Annotated in this window: 33 protein-coding genes and 1 other RNA gene; 5 read left to right on the top strand and 29 right to left on the bottom strand. The window is 66.2% G+C overall.

The window, feature by feature from the left end:
• Window positions 1-36: 36 nt before the first annotated feature.
• From A6I89_RS01900 to A6I89_RS01775, 27 genes are all read right to left on the bottom strand, one after another.
• On the bottom strand, window positions 37-762 hold the full coding sequence (locus tag A6I89_RS01900) for a hypothetical protein (protein ID WP_115155950.1): 726 nt from the start codon (window positions 760-762) through the stop codon (window positions 37-39).
• Window positions 740-1,039 (bottom strand): LtfC-like domain-containing protein, encoded by a 300-nt coding sequence (locus A6I89_RS01895; RefSeq protein WP_016046486.1) that lies wholly within the window; start codon window positions 1,037-1,039, stop codon window positions 740-742. The genes A6I89_RS01900 and A6I89_RS01895 overlap by 23 nt, the downstream gene beginning before the upstream one ends.
• Window positions 1,040-1,294: 255 nt before the next feature.
• A complete protein-coding gene (locus tag A6I89_RS01890; RefSeq protein WP_016046485.1) occupies window positions 1,295-1,969 on the bottom strand; it encodes a hypothetical protein in 675 nt (224 codons plus the stop codon).
• Entirely contained in the window at window positions 1,962-2,294 is a 333-nt protein-coding gene (locus tag A6I89_RS01885; RefSeq protein ID WP_016046484.1) for a hypothetical protein, read from the bottom strand. The genes A6I89_RS01890 and A6I89_RS01885 overlap by 8 nt, the downstream gene beginning before the upstream one ends.
• Complete coding sequence (locus A6I89_RS01880; protein ID WP_016046483.1) at window positions 2,291-2,503, bottom strand: hypothetical protein; 213 nt, start codon at window positions 2,501-2,503, stop codon at window positions 2,291-2,293. The genes A6I89_RS01885 and A6I89_RS01880 overlap by 4 nt, the downstream gene beginning before the upstream one ends.
• Window positions 2,500-2,871 (bottom strand): hypothetical protein, encoded by a 372-nt coding sequence (locus tag A6I89_RS01875; protein ID WP_016046482.1) that lies wholly within the window; start codon window positions 2,869-2,871, stop codon window positions 2,500-2,502. Before A6I89_RS01875 ends, A6I89_RS01880 begins: the two co-directional genes overlap by 4 nt.
• 9 nt (window positions 2,872-2,880) lie before the next feature.
• Entirely contained in the window at window positions 2,881-3,327 is a 447-nt protein-coding gene (locus A6I89_RS01870; RefSeq protein ID WP_016046481.1) for a single-stranded DNA-binding protein, read from the bottom strand.
• Complete coding sequence (locus tag A6I89_RS01865; protein ID WP_016046480.1) at window positions 3,324-3,938, bottom strand: WhiB family transcriptional regulator; 615 nt, start codon at window positions 3,936-3,938, stop codon at window positions 3,324-3,326. The genes A6I89_RS01870 and A6I89_RS01865 overlap by 4 nt, the downstream gene beginning before the upstream one ends.
• A gap of 127 nt (window positions 3,939-4,065) precedes the next feature.
• On the bottom strand, window positions 4,066-4,413 hold the full coding sequence (locus tag A6I89_RS01860; protein ID WP_016046479.1) for a hypothetical protein: 348 nt from the start codon (window positions 4,411-4,413) through the stop codon (window positions 4,066-4,068).
• A 61-nt stretch (window positions 4,414-4,474) separates the two neighbouring features.
• Window positions 4,475-5,131 carry an HNH endonuclease signature motif containing protein gene (locus A6I89_RS01855; RefSeq protein WP_232244766.1) on the bottom strand — a complete coding sequence of 219 codons (657 nt, stop codon included), beginning with the start codon at window positions 5,129-5,131 and terminating at the stop codon, window positions 4,475-4,477.
• A 98-nt stretch (window positions 5,132-5,229) separates the two neighbouring features.
• Window positions 5,230-5,712 carry a hypothetical protein gene (locus A6I89_RS01850; RefSeq protein ID WP_016046477.1) on the bottom strand — a complete coding sequence of 161 codons (483 nt, stop codon included), beginning with the start codon at window positions 5,710-5,712 and terminating at the stop codon, window positions 5,230-5,232.
• Window positions 5,709-6,029: a hypothetical protein gene (locus tag A6I89_RS01845; protein ID WP_016046476.1), complete on the bottom strand. Its 321-nt coding sequence runs from the start codon at window positions 6,027-6,029 to the stop codon at window positions 5,709-5,711. Before A6I89_RS01845 ends, A6I89_RS01850 begins: the two co-directional genes overlap by 4 nt.
• A complete protein-coding gene (locus A6I89_RS01840; RefSeq protein ID WP_016046475.1) occupies window positions 6,026-6,214 on the bottom strand; it encodes a hypothetical protein in 189 nt (62 codons plus the stop codon). The genes A6I89_RS01845 and A6I89_RS01840 overlap by 4 nt, the downstream gene beginning before the upstream one ends.
• Window positions 6,214-6,576, bottom strand: a complete 363-nt coding sequence (locus tag A6I89_RS01835) for a hypothetical protein (RefSeq protein ID WP_016046474.1) — start codon at window positions 6,574-6,576, stop codon at window positions 6,214-6,216. The genes A6I89_RS01840 and A6I89_RS01835 overlap by 1 nt, the downstream gene beginning before the upstream one ends.
• Window positions 6,573-6,695 (bottom strand): hypothetical protein, encoded by a 123-nt coding sequence (locus A6I89_RS24915; RefSeq protein ID WP_016046473.1) that lies wholly within the window; start codon window positions 6,693-6,695, stop codon window positions 6,573-6,575. The genes A6I89_RS01835 and A6I89_RS24915 overlap by 4 nt, the downstream gene beginning before the upstream one ends.
• A complete protein-coding gene (locus tag A6I89_RS01830) occupies window positions 6,692-7,042 on the bottom strand; it encodes a hypothetical protein (protein WP_016046472.1) in 351 nt (116 codons plus the stop codon). Before A6I89_RS01830 ends, A6I89_RS24915 begins: the two co-directional genes overlap by 4 nt.
• The gene (locus tag A6I89_RS01825; protein WP_016046471.1) at window positions 7,039-7,308 is read right to left on the bottom strand and encodes a hypothetical protein; all 270 of its coding nucleotides are present in this window, start codon (window positions 7,306-7,308) and stop codon (window positions 7,039-7,041) included. Before A6I89_RS01825 ends, A6I89_RS01830 begins: the two co-directional genes overlap by 4 nt.
• Window positions 7,309-7,535: 227 nt before the next feature.
• Window positions 7,536-8,030: a hypothetical protein gene (locus A6I89_RS01820; protein WP_016046470.1), complete on the bottom strand. Its 495-nt coding sequence runs from the start codon at window positions 8,028-8,030 to the stop codon at window positions 7,536-7,538.
• Entirely contained in the window at window positions 8,027-8,854 is an 828-nt protein-coding gene (locus A6I89_RS01815) for a hypothetical protein (protein WP_016046469.1), read from the bottom strand. The genes A6I89_RS01820 and A6I89_RS01815 overlap by 4 nt, the downstream gene beginning before the upstream one ends.
• The gene (locus tag A6I89_RS01810; RefSeq protein ID WP_022598770.1) at window positions 8,854-9,129 is read right to left on the bottom strand and encodes a hypothetical protein; all 276 of its coding nucleotides are present in this window, start codon (window positions 9,127-9,129) and stop codon (window positions 8,854-8,856) included. Before A6I89_RS01810 ends, A6I89_RS01815 begins: the two co-directional genes overlap by 1 nt.
• A 91-nt stretch (window positions 9,130-9,220) precedes the next feature.
• Window positions 9,221-9,517 (bottom strand): hypothetical protein, encoded by a 297-nt coding sequence (locus tag A6I89_RS01805; RefSeq protein WP_016046467.1) that lies wholly within the window; start codon window positions 9,515-9,517, stop codon window positions 9,221-9,223.
• The gene (locus tag A6I89_RS01800; protein ID WP_016046466.1) at window positions 9,514-10,356 is read right to left on the bottom strand and encodes a recombinase family protein; all 843 of its coding nucleotides are present in this window, start codon (window positions 10,354-10,356) and stop codon (window positions 9,514-9,516) included. Before A6I89_RS01800 ends, A6I89_RS01805 begins: the two co-directional genes overlap by 4 nt.
• On the bottom strand, window positions 10,353-10,667 hold the full coding sequence (locus tag A6I89_RS01795; protein WP_016046465.1) for an HNH endonuclease signature motif containing protein: 315 nt from the start codon (window positions 10,665-10,667) through the stop codon (window positions 10,353-10,355). Before A6I89_RS01795 ends, A6I89_RS01800 begins: the two co-directional genes overlap by 4 nt.
• A gap of 85 nt (window positions 10,668-10,752) precedes the next feature.
• Window positions 10,753-11,688 carry a YqaJ viral recombinase family protein gene (locus tag A6I89_RS01790; protein ID WP_016046464.1) on the bottom strand — a complete coding sequence of 312 codons (936 nt, stop codon included), beginning with the start codon at window positions 11,686-11,688 and terminating at the stop codon, window positions 10,753-10,755.
• Window positions 11,685-11,957, bottom strand: coding sequence for a hypothetical protein (locus A6I89_RS01785; RefSeq protein ID WP_016046463.1), 273 nt, complete (start codon window positions 11,955-11,957; stop codon window positions 11,685-11,687). Before A6I89_RS01785 ends, A6I89_RS01790 begins: the two co-directional genes overlap by 4 nt.
• Window positions 11,958-12,014: 57 nt before the next feature.
• Window positions 12,015-12,218 carry a hypothetical protein gene (locus A6I89_RS01780; protein ID WP_016046462.1) on the bottom strand — a complete coding sequence of 68 codons (204 nt, stop codon included), beginning with the start codon at window positions 12,216-12,218 and terminating at the stop codon, window positions 12,015-12,017.
• Window positions 12,215-12,508: a helix-turn-helix transcriptional regulator gene (locus A6I89_RS01775; RefSeq protein ID WP_016046461.1), complete on the bottom strand. Its 294-nt coding sequence runs from the start codon at window positions 12,506-12,508 to the stop codon at window positions 12,215-12,217. Before A6I89_RS01775 ends, A6I89_RS01780 begins: the two co-directional genes overlap by 4 nt.
• A 283-nt stretch (window positions 12,509-12,791) precedes the next feature.
• Here A6I89_RS01775 and A6I89_RS01770 point away from each other — a divergent pair, with 283 nt between their 5' ends.
• Window positions 12,792-13,202 (top strand): helix-turn-helix domain-containing protein, encoded by a 411-nt coding sequence (locus tag A6I89_RS01770; protein WP_139811861.1) that lies wholly within the window; start codon window positions 12,792-12,794, stop codon window positions 13,200-13,202.
• Here the strand turns inward: A6I89_RS01770 and A6I89_RS24335 are convergent.
• On the bottom strand, window positions 13,144-13,554 hold the full coding sequence (locus A6I89_RS24335; protein ID WP_139811860.1) for a hypothetical protein: 411 nt from the start codon (window positions 13,552-13,554) through the stop codon (window positions 13,144-13,146). The genes A6I89_RS01770 and A6I89_RS24335 overlap by 59 nt on opposite strands.
• Window positions 13,555-13,643: 89 nt before the next feature.
• Between A6I89_RS24335 and A6I89_RS01760 the strand changes: the two genes are divergently transcribed.
• Both A6I89_RS01760 and A6I89_RS01755 read left to right on the top strand, forming a co-directional pair.
• Window positions 13,644-14,171, top strand: coding sequence for a hypothetical protein (locus A6I89_RS01760; RefSeq protein WP_016046457.1), 528 nt, complete (start codon window positions 13,644-13,646; stop codon window positions 14,169-14,171).
• A 241-nt stretch (window positions 14,172-14,412) separates the two neighbouring features.
• On the top strand, window positions 14,413-15,414 hold the full coding sequence (locus A6I89_RS01755; RefSeq protein WP_237171825.1) for a site-specific integrase: 1,002 nt from the start codon (window positions 14,413-14,415) through the stop codon (window positions 15,412-15,414).
• 76 nt (window positions 15,415-15,490) lie between these two features.
• On the opposite strand, the gene ssrA is transcribed toward A6I89_RS01755, so the two are convergent.
• Window positions 15,491-15,862, bottom strand: a transfer-messenger RNA (tmRNA) gene (gene ssrA / locus A6I89_RS01750).
• Between the two features lie 213 nt (window positions 15,863-16,075).
• Between ssrA and A6I89_RS01745 the strand changes: the two genes are divergently transcribed.
• Together A6I89_RS01745 and A6I89_RS01740 are read left to right on the top strand one after the other, a co-directional pair.
• Complete coding sequence (locus tag A6I89_RS01745; protein ID WP_022597038.1) at window positions 16,076-17,281, top strand: lipase family protein; 1,206 nt, start codon at window positions 16,076-16,078, stop codon at window positions 17,279-17,281.
• Between the two features lie 133 nt (window positions 17,282-17,414).
• On the top strand, window positions 17,415-19,481 hold the full coding sequence (locus A6I89_RS01740) for a membrane dipeptidase (protein ID WP_022597040.1): 2,067 nt from the start codon (window positions 17,415-17,417) through the stop codon (window positions 19,479-19,481).
• The last annotated feature ends 34 nt before the right edge of the window (window positions 19,482-19,515 follow it).

Below are 19,515 nucleotides of genomic sequence, written 5' to 3'. Positions count from 1 at the left end.
GCGGTGATGCTGGTGATGGCCCCGATAGCGTCCACGTCAACCCCCGATGTTCGGCATGTGCCAGGTGACGATGCCGCCTTCGCCGCGGACCGCATAGATCTGGTTCTCACTGGGGAAGGTCGGCAGTGACGAGACGAGCTTGACCGACGGGTTGGGTCGGGCGGTGCCGGATGCAACTTCCCAGACGATGCTGCCCGTAGCGAGGAAGTAGAGGATGTTCATCCCGTCAAGGATGGGGACCTCGGCGATCACCTCGCCGCTGCTCTGGTCGACGACAGGCCACATGCCTGGTGCCCGGTCGGTGGTGATCTGCTGTGACGACCAGGTGGTGTCGGTGCCGATCGTGGCGTCATCGATACCCGCACCACCACCGCCGGACGGTAGGTCGTCGATGTCGGATGCGTTGTGCCGGTGACCGATCTCCGACCGGTTCGCCACATCAGACGCCAAACCGTCGAGGCTGGTGCGTAGTCCGTCAATCTCGTCGATCGGATGCTCATGCGTCTCGGGTGGGAACGCGGTGGGCTTTTCCTGCACCGCCTCCCACGTGACTGTGCCAGGCTGGCCGCCCAGCTCCTCCACAACCTTCGCTGTCACCGTCGCCGCGATGTGAGCGAACTGCTCAGCGGTCAGGCCGCCCTGCACGGGCACGGTGATCGGGCCGCCAGGAGTCGCGGCCGGGCAGATCGTCGGCATCCGGTTCGGGACGTTCACGGTCACCGTCACGCCGTCACTGATCTCAATCGTCACGCGCCACCACACCTTTCAGCCACGGCTCAACGGTCGTGGGATCGTCCAAGAACATGCACCGAATCCGCACCACGGCACGGTCCGGGATGAGGTCGGCGTCAGCGGGCTCGATGCGCCACGACACAGAGTCGGCGGTCACCGTCGCGGGGAATGAGCGGGCGCCCGCCTCGAGCGTGACCGTGGCGCCGGCGGGAAGCGTGACCGGGGAGAGCGCGAACCTCAGTGGGCTGCCGCGCTTCAGCCAGATGCGGATGCGCTGTTGAGGTGCGCCGATGTCGGTGTAGTCCACCGCGACCTCCTTGGAAGTAGGTGCGCCCCGTCGACAAGGGGAGGTAGTCGACGGGGCGCGTGATCCCCGGGCGCTGGCAAGCTGCTCACGGGGCCGGGACTACCGCGTTGGCGGCCGGTCGCGCCAAGGGGAAGGGCGGCGACTGAAGGTGTCCCGGAGGAATGAGGGGTGGCTAGAAACACCGAAGGCGCGAGGTTGTGGGTACAACTCTCGCGCCTGCGGCGTCAGCTTAACACATGGAGTGGGGCAAAGTCGCTAGGCGGACCGCTTCTTTCGCGACGGGCCAGCCGGGAAGGCTATATGCGCCGCCAGTACGTCACCGGCCGCGAACATCAACTGCTCGTCGCTTCCCTCATCGACTGCCACGGGTGCGATCCGCTTCGCTCGGTGCAGGGTCCGCACCCGATCCCGCGTGATCCCAGCCCACTCCCCGCCAAGCTCCTTCGCCAACGCTTCGATGCCACGGGCATTCAGTCGAGTGTTGGCCGCGTCCTCCACGCTTGCCTGCATCCAGCGGGGATCTCGGGGGCGGTCACATGCCCGCGTCGCCTGCGAGACTGCGGCCCGGATCTCGTCGAGCGCAGTCCCGGAACCCTCCGTCATGGCGAGGGCGATGATGTTGCGGTCCAGCCAGGCCGCGACACTCGTTGTGGCATCTGTGCCGTCGTATTCCATGCCGCGCTGGTCGAGGACGAGGCGCACCCATGATGCCAGTGTGAAGTGGAGGTAGTCGCCGGCGTCGGATGCGTTGACGTTGAACGGGAGTGGCTGTTCCTGTTCGCCGGTGCTGATGCGGGGGCGTCCGGTGGTGAGTCGGTCTTGTCGGGTGATGGTGACGGCGAGGTCTTCGATGAGTCCGGGGATGGTGCGGAGGATTGCCACGAGTGCAGCTTGGTCGTGGCGGGGCATGAAGAACTGGTCGTCAGCCACGGGCACCGTCCAGGGCTCGCTGAAGCAGAGTCGCGTCCACGACTATCGCGGTGGCCGCGTACTCGTCGGCGTCGTCAGGGTCGTATGCGAGGGCCCTCACCCGCTCGATGGTTGCCTGCGCTTCCTGCAGTTCGCGTTCAGATCGAGCGGAGTCGAGGGAGTGCTTCTCCGCCAGCGTCTGAAGCCACTCGATCGATCGTTGCGACTTCCTCAGCTCGGCGAGCATGGTGTGCGCCGTGCCGTGGTAGTTCGCGAGTTCCTCAAGGTCGCTGCAGCCGTATTGGTCAAGCAGTTCGCCCTCTAGTTTGTCGAGGTCGATGGTCATGCGTTCCCCCTGACTTCGGCGATGATGAACTCGGTGTCCCGGTAGCGGCCAGGGCACTCCGTGGCCCTCTCTAGCCACCCATTGCGGTTGATCTCGGCGTGCGCCCGTTCCGTGCACAGCGGGCTCACGTCGATGAAGCCGAATCCGCCGTCCCCCCGGGACCGCTTGGAGACAACGATGTAACCGATGATCGGGGCAGTGTTGGTCATGGCTTGTCCTCAGGTTGGTGGATGACAGTGGCTGGCAGTCCGATGCAGTCCATCCGAGAGTTCCAGTAGTCGTTCGAGGTGTGCTCGATGTAATCCTCATCGCCGAGGATGGCGACCGCCTGATTGCCGTAGTCGTCCCACATGACGACCGATCCCTCGGGTAGCGCTGCGAGTTCTTCGATGGTCTCCACCACACGCGGGCGGGAGTAGCCGGCGGCGAGGATCGCGTCGGCCTGATGTCGGCGGTGATGCTTCTGGAATCCGTCCCAGCCGCAGGAGCATCCCGCGAAGCATCCCCGGATGTTCCACAGCTCGCGATGAGCATGGAGCGTCTCAGTCAGGCTGGCGAGTTCGTCTCGCTGGTTCATGGCGTCCTCTCAGAACGGCGGTGCGTCGGCGGGCGGCGTGCTGCCCCACGGGTCTTCGGCGGGCTTGGTGGCCCTGCTTGATCCTCCCCCGCCGCGGTTGGCCTTGTTCACGGTGGCGGTGGCGTAGCGGAGGCTGGGGCCGATCTCGTCGACCTCCAGTTCGATGACGGTCCGCTTCTCCCCCTCACGCGTCTCGAAGGTGCGGGACTTGAGCTTGCCGGTGACGATGACCCGCGAGCCCCGCGACAAGCTCTCGGCGACGTTCTCGGCGGCCTCACGCCACACCTGGCAGCGCATGAACAGCGCCTCCCCGTCCTTCCACTCGTTCGCCTGCTTGTCGAACGTGCGCGGCGTGGACGCGACGGTGAAGTTGGCGACGGCAGCACCGGCCGGCGTGAACCGCAACTCGGGGTCCGCCACCAGGTTGCCGATGATGGTGATCAGGGTGTCAGTCATGCGATGGCCTCCAAAGCCTTCAGTTCAGTGTTCTGTTCGGCGGCTCGATACCCGCGCTGCCGCTCCCGCTTACACGCCCGGCACGCCCGAGACTTCCCACCCCGCACAATCGCCGTGTTCTCCGGCGTGTACTCGTGGCCGCGGATGCAGTGCGTCTTCGGGGCGGGCGGTGCAGGTGGTGGGGTGCAGGCGAGGCACCGAACGTAGGGGTTCGAGTTGCGGGGTCGGATGATGCGGCCGTGTTCAGCGAGGCTGTGGCCGGTGTCGCAGTGTCCGGTCATGTCGGGGTTTGCGGTGCTGTCGTGGTTGTGGGCGCCCCAGACGCCGTGTTCGTCGTTGGTGTCGCCGAGGGTGGTGCAGGCTTGCCTGGTGGGGCAGGTGGCGCAGATGCGTTGGGCTTGGGCGCGTTCGGTGGTTCCAGGGGGTGCGAACCACATGTCGGGGTTGGTGCTGCCTGCGCACGCGGCGCCGTCGAGGCGGGGTGTGTCGCGGAGGATCGTCACGATGAGCCCGACGGGGTCGCCGACCTGTTCGGGGTAGCCGTTCGTGGCGGGGTGGTGGGTGTTGGTGCTAATGAAGTCGTGGAAGCCTTGGGCGCGGGGTCGGGTCACGGCTGGTCACCGACCCTTTGTGCGAATGTCGAGGGCTTCTCGCGTCCTCTTCCGCCCGCTTTCACGACCGAGGCTGAATCCGGCCATGAACATGCCGGGGGCGGAGAGAAGTACGGCGAGGAGGGTGTCAGCCACGACGCTCACCGCCCTCCGCCGCACGAGCAGCAGACCCACGGATCTCACTGGTTGTCCGCCTGTCATCAGTCAGTGCGTCAGCCACGTTCCGCAAGAGCGTGGAGACGGCATGACGGACATTGCTGCCACCCGCGCAGAGGTCACGGTCGAGGTTCTGCGCCACCTGGCGAAAGAAGGCCGCGTCGGTGTCGAAGGGGCCCTTGTGCGCGACACTCGGCACATCGACGACGACCTTGCCGGCGTTGGTGAGCGCAGCCACCACATGCGCGGCGACCGAGGCGTAGTCGATGGCGCCCAACGCCTTGAGCGAGTCGGCGATGATCTGTTCCGCGGCGCTCATCAGCCCTCCATCGCGAAGTCGAGTGTCGGTTCCTGCAATCGCGTTCGGTAGTACGGGCTCGTCATGCCTTGTCTCCGTCCACACGCACAAACGGGGCGAGGGCGCGCATGGATTCGTCGGCTAGCCTCAGACGCTTGGCCTCACGAGCCACCCGCTGCCGCTCCCTCCGAGCCGCCCGTGTCCTGATGTCATCAGCTCGGATGCAGGTGCGGCACCGACGCTCGCCCGTTCCTGGAACGACATACACGTTGTCTGGCGACTTTTCGTGGCCGTGAGGGCAATGCGTGAGCACCGTCTCCTGCCCCCGCTCGACCGATTCGACGAGACCGCGGCGCACGTTCTCGGCATTCGACACAGCATCAAGGTGGCTTGGGTTGACGCAGGCCTTGTTTCGGCACATGTGGTCGATCACCATTCCTGCCTCGATCTCCCCGAACGTCAGCTCATAGGAGACGCGGTGCGCGTACTGGCTCCGCTTGTTGAACCAGGCATGGCCGTAGCCGTTCGGCTTGAGCGCAGCAGTCCAGATCCAGCATTCACCCGACTTGTCGACCTTCGACCAGAATCGCTTCTCGTCGTTTCCGAAGATTCGGGCGGGGGCGGTCAGATCGCCGCCGCGCCGGAGTCGGCCCCGGTGCATTGGGCAGATCTTGTGGTAGTCGTCAGGTGTGATCGACCGGTCGCAACCGTCGATGCAACACACTCGGGTAGCCTTCATGGCTAGCCCCTCTCTGCTCAGATCAGATGAGTGGGTCAGAGGCCGATTGGAGTGTCCAGCTCCGGTCGGCCTCGCTTCGTATTCTAGCAGGTCAGCCACTATTTTTCGCCTCCGCAGCGAGTCTCCCAGGGCTTCTCCGGTGTGCCATCCGGCCCACTGTCCGGGACAGACACAGCAGGTGGGGTGAATGCAGCCCGGAGGAGGTGGAACTCCTCAGCGTCGAGGTCGACCGCGTCGAGTAGCTCTCGCGCCTCCGCCGCCTGCTCAGCTGTGAGCACCGTCGCGCCTTCGGGGAGTAGACGCCCATCAGCCGCAAGCCGATCCAGGACGACGCGCATGATGTGGATGTTGTCCGCCCGGGCGTCGTCGGGGAGCGAGTCCCACTTCGCCAAAACGGGGGACTTGCGACGCCGGGTGCGGTGGTACACCTTCGCGTAAAACTCCGCCTCCTCGTCGCGGGCAGACTCAGCCTCCAAACGGGCAGCCTCCTGCCGCATCAACTGCCCAGAGCGGTCTTGTCCGGCGCCAACCATCCAGTCCGCGTGTGCCCGCAGCGATGCAGGCGTGATCGCGTCGGTCATCGGGACTCCTCGGTGTCGGGGCGGTGGAGGACGCGGGCAGGGAGATTTGGCGGATCAGCAGGCTCGTTGAATGCCCACCCGACACGAACCCATCCGTGGTCGTCGGGCACAGCCCGCTCCCAGCGCTCGTGAATCCAGCGACCAGCGTCGATCACGACCGAGTTAGTGGGCAGTGCGTCCAGCTCCTCCGCGGTGGTGATCTCGGGGTGCAGCGCAGCGAGGACGGCGTCGGCGATGCGCCAGGACTCCTCGGTGCTCACGGACGGCACTGCATAGAACGCACGATCTGCAATCAGCTCGCGGGTGTTGTCGGTCATCGCTGGGTCTCCTTGTCGGGGTTGGTGATGCCGCGGGCAGCCCAACCCCACGGGTCGTCGGTCGAGTCAGTGCGGGCTTCGAGCGCCCAGGACGGGAACGTGGCCGCCGGCGTCTCGCGTTCGCGCCAGCCTTTGCAGCCGTAGTCGTGGCGGCGGTCGAAGGTGCCGCAGTCGCAGACGAGCATCAGGCCACCTCCTCGAGCACGTCGCCGTAGCCGGCATCGCGCAGCAGGCGGGCAATCGCGGCGAGGGGCATGACGGCGAGCCACTGCCCCGGATCGCCGAGGTTCCGACGCTTGACGACGAGCACGGCGTGATCGGCTTTGGCTTCGTCGCGCTGCTCGTCGAGCTGCCGCAGCCACTCGCGCCACGCGTACTGGGCGCGGTCCTTCACCTGCACAGTCAATCCGGGTGCGGGATGGAGGTCGCCGGCGTCGCGGGTGTATCCGGCGCGGGTGCGTTCGCAGTGGGGGAAGCCGTTGGCGCGGAGGTAGTCACGCACGGCGCGTTCGGCGCGGTCACCCTTGGCCTTGTTGGGGTTGCTCACAGCGCGTACTCCCCGTCCGTGTAGCGGTCGTAGTCGTGGTCGGTGGTGTCGTCGTCGAGGTCGCGGTCGTCACGGCCGAGACGGTCCAGCTGGACCTGCAGGTGGCGTTCGAAGCTCATGCGGCCCTCCTGATTTCGAGGTCGTGGAGCGGCATTTCGACGCACATGACGTCGTCGAGGTCGCCGTCGATGGCGAGGCGCACGGTCGCGTAGCGGATGCGGTCTTCGACGCGGTACCGGAGGACGTCGACTACGGTGTCCTGGACGGGGTTGTCGTTGGTGACCAGCTCGGCGGTCGCGGCCCGGTGCTCGGTGATGCGCTCGTGGAGGCGGACCGCGATCAGCCACCGACGCAGTGTGGGGTCGTTGACAGTGAGCATGAGGCCGAACACGCCATGGTCGGCAGGCTTTCCAGCTTTGATGCCGTCGAGGTAGGCGTCGATCGCCTCGCGCTGAATGCCCCTCATGCCGTCACCGCCCACCACACCAGGCCCAGGCCGACGACAGCAGTCCACGCCAGCGCGGACAGCCAGATCGCCACCCACACGCCCGCGTCGGCGACCACCTCTTCGTCCGTCAGATCGTTGTCGGCCAGCGCGTCCTCCTCGTCGAGGATGACCTCGCACTCCACGCACTTCTCGTACGGGCCGTAACTGGGGTCGTAGAACAGAATCGTGTCCTGGTGGGAGCAGTCGAGGGCGATGACTTCGCCACGCTCGATGAAAGTCTGCATGGGGATTCCTTCCGATTGAGACGCCCGGTGCAACGGGCTTGACTTCCACGTTAGTCGCACACTTCGACGCAAGTCAATCCCTAACCACGACGAAACCCCCGCGTGTCGCAGAACAAACCTCGTGCACATGCGGAGCGCGGAATTACTGGCCGCCACACCCATCCCCCACGCCCTCGTTTTGCCGCCCAGCTTCGACGCTGCCGCACGAAATCCGCTCCGCCGCACACTCATGCGCGTTTCCCGAAATTCGGCGACACGACGACAGCGCGGCGCGGAGCCTCTTCGATCGCCGCCCGTTCGGCAAGTCGGCGACGCAGTTCGACCTTCTCGTCCTCCGTGAGACCTACCTCTGGCCTACGACCCAGCGCGATCCGACGGGCGAACCGATGCGCGGCCGGTGGCGCGAAGCCCATGTCCTGCAGCGCGTGGTTCACGTGGTCCATGCGCTCGCGCTCCTCCTCGGGCAGGTCACGCAGCGCCTCGAAGTACGCAGCCCGGGCGTGCTTGACGATCGACGCCGGCAGTGGACGGTAGCCGGTCTCCTCGGTCCGGTAGGCGCGGGCGACTCCGGCGAGGAGATCTTCGCGGGAGAGCTTCGATTCGGCGAACACTTCCGCCCACGCCTGGACGATCGCGTGCCCGCCCTTCGGGAACCAGGGGTCGTTGGCGGCGCACTTCGCAAGGACCTGTGCGGCGGTTTCGATGTCACGGTCGGCGATCATGCGAGCTCCCTACGGGCTTCGGTGGACTGGCTGGTGAGGCTGCGGCCGATGTCGAGGTAGCCGACGACCTTCGCGTCGTGGGCGTTCCCGGCGGCGGGCTGTGCGGATGCCTTGGCGCCAGCCTTGTGGACGAACGAGGCGATCTGGGTGGCACTGAAGCTGTTGGACGCTTCCCAGGCTCGGATGCCGGCTGCGACCTGTTCCGGCGGGATGCCTTGGGCGATGAGCGGAGTCACCGCGGTCTCGATCTGCGAGAGGGTCTTCTGGTCGATCGGCGTCTGCGAGGCCTGCTCATACTCGTGCATGAACCGGTACACCTCGAGTGGTCTCGCGGTCTCATTCATCGCGTCGACTGCCCGCATTCCCCGGCTCCGCTTCGGCGGCTCGGGCGCGTCACTTACTGAGGGGGAAGAACCTACGTAAGTAGGTTCTCTTCTCTTCTCTTCTCTTCTCTGTGGGTGGATTTCCGCGGACGTGTCCGCGGACAGATTCGCCTCCTCGGCACGCTTCCTGCGCTTCCGTTCGCGATCCTTCTCGCGGCGTTCGAGCAGCTCATCGCCGTTTTTCTGCCAGTCGGCCCATGCGGTGAAGCAGTATCCGCCACCTTCGACCACCGACAAGACTTGTCGCGAAACTAGTTCAAGAACTGCACACTTCTTGCGCGGGAATGCGACAAGAACGTGACAATTTTCGGGCAAGAATCCGCGTGTTTCTGCGTTCCCGGCGTACGCGAGCAGGCGGGTGAACATGGCCTCCACGGCGGGTGAGCAGCCCGCCAGCTTGGGGTCCATGTAGTACGTCGACGCCAGCCACACCTTCTCCATCAGGCGGCCCTCCCCTGCGCCGGCGCGGTGATCGCCTCGACGCGTGCGCCGCGGACGGAGAGGGGCTCGTCGATGTTCACCCATGCGGCGAGGGCCATCATGATCTGGGCGGTGCGGGCGGGTGATCCTTCGGCAAGGATGGCGAGCTCGTGGAGAAGTTCTCGCGGGTCTGTGGTGTGAACGGATTCGACGATGGCGTTGGCGAATCGTGCGACGACGTCGATGTCGGATTCGAGGCCGTCTACAGGGGGTGGGAGTGCGTGTGAGGGTTTCATGCTGCCGCCTGGGTTGTGTTGCTGTGTGGACGGTTCCAGCTCCACCCGCGCCCCTGGTGGGGTGTGTTGCGGCGGGTGGGGCTGGGGTTGGTCATGCGTTCGGCCCCTTGATCCAGATGCGATTCGGGTTGCCGTGCCGGCTGGCCCGCTTGGGGGTTGTGTAGCCGATGGCGACAATGCGCCGTGCGGCCGACGCGGCCCGGAAGAGGGCCGGGAGCGCGTTGGGGTGGTGGGCGTCGATGCCGTCCGGGATGAGGGCTCGGACGGTGTCGGCACTGAATGGGACGGCCCCGCGGATGCACTGGTCGAGTGCGGCGTTCGCGTGGTCGATCCATGTGCGGTGGATGGCAACTTCAGATGCGAGGCAGTCGTCGGCGGTGAGGCTCATGCGACCACCTCGGCATCGATCGCGTCGTCAAGAGTCGGCTCATCGGCGGGCTCAGGCTCGGACTCAGACTCGGCGGCAAGTTGCGCCTTGCGCGCCTTCATGAATGCCTTAAGCTCCTCTGCCTGCTCCTCCGTGAGGTTGGCGACATTCGCGTCCCACAGCGCGAGTAGCGCCTCGTAGGTGTCGAGGCGTGCGGCGGCATCCATGAGGGATTCCATGTCCACCACAACCGGCTCTGGCTCCGGCGCCAAGGCCTCGCTGATGGATGTCGGGCGCTGCGACCGCTGTTGCTGGCGGGGCGCTGGCGCGGGCCGCCCCTCCTCGTCGATCGCGCCGCCCAGCTCTTCCGCGGTGTAGATGACACCGAACAGGGCGTCGGAGGCCCACATGCGGGCAGCCTCGGTGATGGCGCGGGAGCGGAGCATTGCGCCCGGGTAGTTCGTCCACGGCCCCTTGGTGCCCCACTTGCCAGCCTTCCGCGCCTTGGCCTCGTCCCAGCGCACGGGCGTCGGGATGTAGTCGGGGTCGTCGGCTCGGATGATCGTCACCTCGGCGTAGGTGTCGTCACCTTCGACGCGGAGCCTGTGCCCGGCCTTGCGGACGAGGGAGGCGATGAGATCGGCGGAGGCGGTGGGCTTTCCGTCGATGACGTGGATGCTCGTGAGGGCGTTGATGCGGGGGATGCCGAGGGCGTCGGCGTACTCGCACGCGAACATCAGGTTGGCGGGGTTGCCGCGGTACTGGCGCGGGAGCATGTCGCCGGTCGCCATCGCCTTCGACCACTCAATCTTCTCGGCGAGGGAGTCCTGCTGGCGGAGTTCGATCTCGGTCGTGGTCATGCTGACTTCCTCTCTTTGTACCGGGCTACGGCGGCGCGCTGGCAGATTCGGCATTGCCGTTTGCCGTTGCGGAACCCGGGCTTGATGTAGGTGTTCTCGGGCGTGAACTCATGCCCGTGAATGCAATGCGTCGTCAGCGCGCTGCGCTGCGCAGCGGCGTTACCGGAAAGGCTTAGGACCCGGAGGTGATCGGGGTTGATACAGGCGGGCTTGAAGCACATATGGTCGACAGTCATGCCGTCGGGGATTGGTCCGACGAACGACTCGTAGGAGCATCGGTGGGCGAGCTTGCCGATGCCATGCACGGTCATCCGGCCATAGCCGCTCCGATCGAGGCAACGCTCCCAGATCCAACAGCCATCAGGGTCGACTGAGGATCGATTCGTGAAATACGACTTAGGCCGCATTGGAGTCACTTTCGTTGGCGTTCAGGAGGTCTGCGGCCTTCTCGGCGAGGCCGTTGGCGGCGCGGAGGGTGGGCGGCTTGTCGCCGCGGCCGGCGATGCGGGTCGCGATGGTGGTCCCGCGGTAGGTGGCCTTCTTCGACTCCCCTAGGTACTCGAGGAGGCGTGATGCGCCCGACTTGGCGCGGGCCTCGATGTCGGCCTTCTCGACATACGGTCCGAGGTAGAGCTCGGCGAGCTCGTCAGGGATCTCCACTCCGGGGTCGTCGACGATGGCGGTGTTGCCGTAGCGGACCGCGAGGCGATCGCATTCGCGGTCGTGGTTCGCGGGCGGCTGGATGCCGGCGCGGAGCATGGCGTCGAACTCCAGGACCTTCTCGCGGAGCATCACGGCCTCGCGGGGGTTGTAGTCGATGACGAACATGCGCGGGCGGCGATGGAACAGCTCGAACGGACCGCAGGCGGCGAGATGCGTTCGGCGGGCGCCGATCACGTCCATCTGCCACATGCACTGCACGAGGTACTTGATCGGCGGGACGTCACCCCACTCGTGCATGTCGGCCGCGGTCTTGATCTCGAGCAGCTCGATCGGCGCATCGCGATCGGCGAGTCCGATGACGCCGTCCGGGTTGGCGGTCTGCCAGGTGCGCTCGCTGTGCGCCCAGGTGCCGGTCTCGTAGATGGTCCAGCTCGGGTTCTGCTCGGCGACCCACTCGCGGATCAGCGGTTCGAACTGGTGGCCGCGGCCCTGCACGTCCGTCTGCGGCTGCGGCGGGACGATGCCCTTCTTTGCGTCGTAAATGCTCCGCGGGGTGTCCCACTCGGATAGGCCGCAGATCGCGGCCACCTGTGAGGCGGAGTAGGTGGCGAGCCATTCGGGGCTGCCGGGGATGAGGTCGACGTCGAGGCGGATTCCGGTGAGGTTCATGCCGCACCTCGCATCGCGAGCGCCTCGGCGACCTTGTCGGCAGCGTCGGACAGCATTGCGGCCAGATCTCGCCCCTGGGTGCGGATCCAGTTCCTCCGGGTGCCGATCTCGGTGTCAGGGTGTGTGATTCCATCCGGCAGCGGCACGGCAACGAGCCACTCGTGGAAGAGCGCCTCAGAGTGCTCGATCTGCCAGTAGGAGCCTCCGAGAAGCTCATTCAGTCGTGCGATGGCTTTGTCGAGGGTTTCCGCGGTATTCTTGTCGTGCATCTGCTTTTCCTTCCGATGGGTGGGTGCCTGCCCGTCCCGGTGCAACGGGGCGGGCTTTTACGTGTGTGCGGCGACTGCCCGGTTGAGGGCGTCGGACAGATCCCCTACTTGCGAGATGTCGATGGCGTGGCCGTCGATGACGATGAGGCGGTGTTCGGTTCCGTCGTCGTCGACGTGGAACTGGGCGCCGATCGCGATCTCGTGGTCGTTGGTGGTGGGGATGTCGGCGATGTGCCGAGCCCAGTTGCGTGGGTTGCTCATGCCGCCACCTGCTCGGTGCCCGCGGCCCGCAAGAGCTCCTGGAAAGGGGTGCGGATGCGCGACTTCTCGGGCTCGTCGACGATCTCGAACAGCTCGTAGAAGTTGGCGTCCGGGAGGGCGGCGAGCAGGCGGGCGAGCGTCTTCCCTTGGATGTCGCGTTCCTTGAGGATGCGGTGGATGCTGGGTTCGCTCATGTCCATGGCGGTGGCGAGGTGCTTCTGCTGGGACATGCCGGCGGCGACCATGGCTTCGGCGAGCTTGTCGCGGCGGATGCGGAGCGTTGCGGGCATTGCGTTCTCCCTTCACTGGGTGCGCTTCGATCGAAGTCTTGATTGCCTTCGACGTAAGTCTGAGGTTAGGCGCTGACTTAGATAGAAGTCAAGCGTGGATGTACTTCGATCGCAGAGAGTCTTGGTTGCAAGGGTGAAATTGACCGCGAAGTGTCATGCTTCGACAGAGGTCCGGATATGCGGCACGAAGTGCAGAATCACATGCGTGTAAGCCTGTGTGCGGCATGTCTTACGTCGAAGTAAGTGCTATTTCAGGTCCCACATGTGCGCTACCGTCACGCGCATGACCAACTTCGCAGACTGGCTATGGACGACGGCGCGCCGGCGAGGCCTGGAAACTGAGGCTGAGATCTCCCGCGCCGTCAACACTTCCCAGTCGATCGTAGGTCGGTGGCGGCTACAAGGCGCCGTGCCTGAGATCAAGACCCTCCGACGGATTGCTGACGGGCTGAATGTGCCGATCCAGGAGGCGCTGGTTGCGGCAGGCTACGTGCTTCCCGAAGAGGTCGGAGTTGTCCGCACTGACATCAAGGACATTCCCGCGGCGGAGCTGTTGGCGAACATTGCCACCCGGGATCTGCTCCTGGAGCTGGCACGCCGGCTCGGGGAAGACGAGCTCGGCGGCGAGGTCGCAGCTATACGGTCTGCGCGTCCGCTGAATCCAGATGAGCCGACATGGCGGCCAGGGAAGTAGCGGAGATGGTTTCGGCGGGGACGGAGATCCAGGCGGTCCAGCGCGGCTGGCCGTCGACGATCGAGTGTTCCCAACCGGGGTTAACGGTGCAGTCAGCCAAGAAGGCGACAGTGGCTGCACCGATGAGTTGTGCGTGTTGCCGCGCCGTGAGTCCCGCTTTGGGGATGGCGTGGATGGTGGAGCCGATCACTACGAGTTTGCCGATCTCCACGATGAGCTGTTTGCGGACGATGCGGTGGGTGATCACACCGTGTGGCTGTTCGAGGGCGATGCCGAGTACGGCGAGGTCTTCATCGGGCGGGCGCGTGGGTGCACACATGAAGTACACGGGCCCGGTGGAGCTGGTTGGCAATGCTTCCTCCCCAATTATTGAGCAACCGATCATTTTCAGTGCGCGCAACCTAACATGTGACCGAGACAACAATCTGAAAAGGGGAAGCAATGGGGGACTTGCTACTAACAAGTAGCCGAACATCGGTTCGCCGTGCCACAACGGGATGGGTCGGTATCGCTACCGCCGCAGCCGCCGCGGCACTCGTGGCTGGCTGCGGCGGCAATGCCGAATCGGCGGAGCCATCCACCTACTCGCCACAAGCCAGCGCCGAGGCCGCCTGCGACGAGTACTGCAGCGAGTTGGCGCGGCTTGATGCCCTGAAGTGTGACTTCCAGCCAGAAGACCCTGCGGGTTGCGCAGCACTACTCACTGACAAGTCCACTCTTGCCTGGAAGGTCAGTACCGCGCTTGAGAATCGCGATGCTGACGGGGTCTACCGCCCCGCCGGCGAAGAGGTCCAGCAGATTAATGCTGCTATCCATGACGTAACCAGCACCGACTTCGCGGACGAGCGCTGCTATGTGCCTACGGCGAACGCGACGAAGGCGTCCACGTGCGGGATGATTGCCCTCTCGAAGGACATGGCCTTCACAACGCTCACCCTTCGGCTTCGGACACTGGCCGGGTTGGCGTAACTGGATGCCCCGCCCATCCCTGCCCGTCGGCGCGCATGGCCGCATCAGTCGCACAAAGCTGCCCGACGGGCGGTGGCGTGCCGCCTGTCGCTTCCGCGACGCGGATGGCGTCACGCGGCAGGTGGTTCGGTACACGCCACCCACGGTCGACCGTGACAAGACCGGGGCGGCCGCGGAGCGCGCTCTCGTGGACGCACTGAAGGGGCGATCAACGACGGGCGACCTGAGTGCCGACAGTCGCGTGAGCGAGTTGTGGATGGCGTATCGGGCGCAGCTCGAGGAGAAGAACCGATCGCAGTCGACGCTGCAGGACTACGACCGGATGGCCGCGAAGATCCTCGACGGCCTCGGGAACCTGCGCGTCCGGGAAGCGACCACGCAGCGTCTCGACACGTTCGTGCGGGAGATCGCGACGCGGCAGGGTGCTGGCACCGGCAAGAAGGCGAAGACGATCCTGTCGGGCATGTTCCGCATCGCCGTTCGCTACGGCGCCGTGCAGGCGAACCCGGTGCGGGAGGTGACCGACCTCGGGGCCGGCCGCAAGAAGCGGGCGAAGTCGATGGACCGCGAACTGCTGGTGCAACTGCTGGCCGACGTCCGCGGGTCGGAGGCGCCGTGCCCCGTGGTGCTGTCGGAGGCGCAGATCAAGCGCGGGGTGAAGACGACGTCGAAGGCGGGTCAGGTGCCGTCGGTGGCGCAGTTCTGCCAGGCCGCCGACCTCGCGGATCTGATTGTGATGTTCGCGGCGACCGGCGCCCGGATCGGCGAGGTGCTTGGCATCCGGTGGGAGGATGTCGACCTCAAGAAGCGGACCGTCGCGATCGCCGGCAAGGTGATCCGCGTCAAGGGTGACGGGCTGGTGCGGGAGGACTCCACCAAGACTGAGTCCGGGCTGCGGCAGTTGCCGTTGCCGGGGTTCGCGGTGGAGATGCTCGAGAAGCGTCTCGTGGACCGCACGGGGCCGATGGTGTTCCCGTCGAAGGTGGGGACGCTCAGGGACCCGGACACGGTGCAGCGGCAGTGGCGGCAGGTGCGGGCGGCGCTCGATCTGGAGTGGGTCACCACGCACACGTTCCGCAAGACGGTGGCGACGATCCTTGACGACGAGGGGCTGACGGCCCGGCAGGCAGCGGACCATCTCGGGCACGCGCAGGTGTCTATGACGCAGGACGTCTACCTCGGCCGCGGGCGCACGCATTCGGCTGCGGCGGCCGCGTTGGATGCTGCGGTGGCAAAGCGGTGAGTAAGCGGTAAGCGGCGATTCCGGTACCGGGACACGAAAAAGGCCCCCACCTGCATCTCTGCTGGTGGGGGCCTTTTGGTGGAGCTGCCGGGAATCGAACCCGGGTCCTCCGCCGCTTTGCCAGGGCTTCTCCGTGTGCAGTTCGCTATGCCTCTACTTGGATCTCCCGGTCCCGCGAACAAGCCGAGATGACGATCCCAGTCGCTGTTGGATGTCCCGTGCCACTCCGCGACCGAGTGGAACGGTAAAGCCCTCTAGCTGATGCCAGTACCCGGGCCGAGGGCGAACCCGGACTGACAGACACGCAGTCGCTACTTAGGCAGCGAGGGCGTAGTCGCGCTGATTGGAATCGGCGCTTATTGGTTTGCAGCGACGCTTACGGTGGTCTCTTGCCTGCACCGACACGCTTCCCCTAACTCAACGTACGCAGTCGAAACCGTTCAGCCCCGTACGTCCCCACGTCTTTCATGGGGCTACTTACTCTAACCCGCGGACGGTCGGGAATCATCCCGATTTTCCGCCGAGGCTTCCGGGACCGTCGCGGCTCTCGCGTCACATCCATGCGTTTCGCCCTTCGGCACCACTTCATTCCATTAGTGTCTGGCCCCGAGATGGACTTTCGGTGACATTCGTCACTCGACACTCTCTGGGGGGAACTGGGATGACGTCGTTCGCGCGCCGACTCGTGGGCGCTGCCGTACTCGCTCTCGCCGCCGTGACCGCGGGCACACTCACGGCACCGGCGGCCGGGGCCGCCCCGGCCTATCCGAGGCCGTACACCGACCCGTTCTACGCGGCGCCGGCCGACATCGCGACCAAGGCACCCGGCGACGTTCTCGAGGTACGCCGCGCAGACACGTGGCTCGTCCCGGGCAACGAGGTGTGGCAGATCAAGTACCGCTCCACCAACTCGTCGGGCGATCCCATCCCCGCCGTCACCACGGTGATCAAGCCGATCAATTCGCCCACGGACATGCCCGTGCTGTCGTACCAGGCGATCGTCAACTCGCTCGGCCTGAAGTGCGCGCCGTCGGCCGCGCTGTTCACCGGCGAGATCAAGGACGTCTTCGGGTTGCCGCTCGCCCTCGCGCAGGGGTGGGCGGTCGCGATCCCCGACCACCTCGGTCCCGACAGCGCCTACGGGGCCGCCAAGCTCGGCGGCATGATCACGCTGGACGGCGTCCGCGCGCTCAAGCGCCTGCCGGAGCTGCGATTGTCGAACAGTCCTGTCGCGCTGGCCGGGTACTCGGGCGGCGGTATGGCCACCGCATGGGCGGCGGCGCTCAACCCGACGTACGCCCCGGACGTGAAGCTCGCGGGCGTCGCCCAGGGCGGCGTACCCGCGAACATCGAGGAGATGGCCGTCGGGCTCGGCCTCGCGGACCGGCACCCCGGGTTCGGACTCGGCTTCGCCGCCGCCGTGGGCCTCGAACGGGAGTATCCGGACCGCCTGCCGATCGGCGACCAGCTGACACCGGCAGGACTGGGGTTGCGCGAGGAGCTCAAGGACGAGTGCCGCACGATCATCATCGCGAAGGGGCTCCTGCACAGCGTGAGCGAGGTCGCGAAGTCCACGAGCCTGCTGCAGGACGAGCGGACCCGGGCCGTGATGCGCGAGAACAGCCTCGTCGACTACCCCGGTATCCCGACTGCGCCTGTGTTCATGTGGCAGGGCTCGACGGACGGCCTGACGCCGTTCGGCTCGGTGGCAGCAACCGCCGACCGCTACTGCAAGGCCGGGGCGACGCTCGTGTTCCGCGGCTACCCCATCGCCGAACACATGACCAATGCGATCGTGGGACTGCCCGAAGCGTTCCTGTATCTCAAGGATCGGTTCGCAGGAGTGCCCGCACCCACGGACTGCTGAACAGCGTTTACGTCGGCGAACAAATCGTATATGTCCATTCCTCGGGATTTGTCCGCGAATCCTCCTGGACGGCCGTTCAGCTTCACCTAACCTCCCCGTCTGAAGACGAGTGCGCTTGTTAGGGGACCACCGAATGTCCGTCCGCTCCACTTTCGTTCGCCGCCGACTGCTCCCTGCGCTCGGCGCCTCGCTGGCGCTGGCGCTCGCCGGGGCGGCGATCGCCGTGTCGGTTCCGCTGTCGCCCGATCCCACCGATCCAGGGCCGCCCACCGACCCCGTCTACGGACTCGCCGGCAACTGCTACACCCTCGCGTCGGAGACGAATCCGGGGTTCGTCGCGCGCGACGGCGACGGATACCGCCTCGCCGACGCCGCCGGCGCCGCCAAGTTCCGGATGCAGGCCGCGCAACTGGGCCGATTCCTGTTCTTCGGTGACGACACCGCCCTGATCGCGGGCGAGTCGGGTCGGGCGTTCGCCTCACCGCAGGCCACCCCCGCCACCGACTGGACACTGACGTTCACCGACGGCGCCTACACCGCGACATCGACCACGAACGGGCAGCAGTTGGGCGTCGACCGAGCCGACGGCCGGCTCACGGTCACCGCACCCGGCGAGGATCCCGAGGCGGGACGCTTCCGGCTCGAACCTGCGGACGGCTGCGCAGACTTCCCGGAGGTGGAGATCGGCGCCCGCGGAGTGCCCCTCACCACGTCTGCAGGTGAGGTGCGCGGGTTCATCGACGCACACGTGCACATGAACGCCAACGAGTTCATCGGCGGCGAGATCCGCTGCGGCGAGCCCTACTCGCCGCTCGGCGTCACCGTCGCGCTGCAGGACTGCGAGGACCACAAGCCCGACGGCCTGCCCGCGTTGCTCGAGAACGTCCTCTCGCACGGCAGCCCGTTCGAATCGCACGACACCACGATGTGGCCGAGCTTCGCGGACGTCCCGTCGCACGACTCGATGACGCACGAACAGATGTACTACCGCTGGGTCGAGCGCGCGTGGCGTGGCGGGCAGCGGATCATGACGAATCTGCTGGTGTCGAATCGTGTGCTGTGCGAGCTGTATCCACTGCGCAGCAATCCGTGCGACGAGATGGAGACGGTCCGGATCGAAGCCCGGCAGGCCCACGAGATCCAGGACTACGTGGATGCGCAGTACGGGGGCCCCGGTCGCGGCTGGTTCCGCATCGTCAGCTCCCCCGCCGATGCCCGTGCGGTCGCGGCGTCGGGCAAGCTCGCCGTCACGCTGGGTATGGAGATCTCGGAGCCGTTCGGCTGCGGCCTGCGAAACGGTGTCCCGCTGTGCACCGAACAGGACATCGACGCCGGGCTCGACGAGCTGTACGCGATGGGCGTGCGGCAGGTGATCCTGACGCACAAGTTCGACAACGCCTTCGGTGGCGTCCGATTCGATCAGGGCGTGACCGGCCTCGCGGTCAACGCCGGCAACTTCCTCGGCACCGGCGAATTCTGGAAGACCGAGCCGTGCACCGGGGTCGCGAAGGACAACCCGATCGGCAATGTCGACCAGGGCACCGCGGAGCTGACGAAGTCACTGCCGCCGGGCGTGACCCTGCCCCTCTACCCCGAGGGAGACGCGTGCAACGCGCGTGGCCTGACCCCGCTGGGTGAGTACGCGATCCGCGCGATGATGCAGCGCGGAATGATCGTCGACATCGACCACATGGGCGTCAAGACCGCCGACGCCGCCCTGAGGATTCTCGAGGAGGCGCAGTACTCGGGGGTCGTGTCGAGCCATGGTTGGACCGACCCGTCGAACTACCCGCGCATCTACGAGCTCGGCGGATTCGTGGCGTCGTACGCGGGACCGTCGGAGAACTTCGTCGAGGAGTGGCGCTCGGCCCGACAGGACCGCGACGAGCGGTACTACTTCGGCTACGGATTCGGCGCGGACACCAACGGATTCGGAGCGCAGCCGGCGCCGCACGAGGACGGTGCGCGGTTCGTCGAGTACCCGTTCACGACGTTCGACGGCGGCACGGTCATGGAGCAGCAGCGCGCGGGGACCCGCACGTTCGACTTCAACACCGACGGGCTGGCGCAGTACGGGATGATTCCCGACTGGATCGAGGACATGCGTGTGTTCGCCGGTCAGGACGGCGCCCAGTTCATCGACGACATGTCCCGCGGCGCCGAGGCGTACCTGCAGATGTGGGAGCGTGTCGCCCGCTAGAAGCTGCGGTGGCCGCCGCGTTCACCCCTCACGC

The organism is Prescottella equi, assembly GCF_002094305.1.
In the GTDB taxonomy this organism is placed as follows: Bacteria; Actinomycetota; Actinomycetes; order Mycobacteriales; family Mycobacteriaceae; genus Prescottella; species Prescottella equi.
The sequence above is the reverse complement of the archived record's forward strand: the minus strand, read 5'-3'. Positions and strand labels throughout refer to the sequence as shown.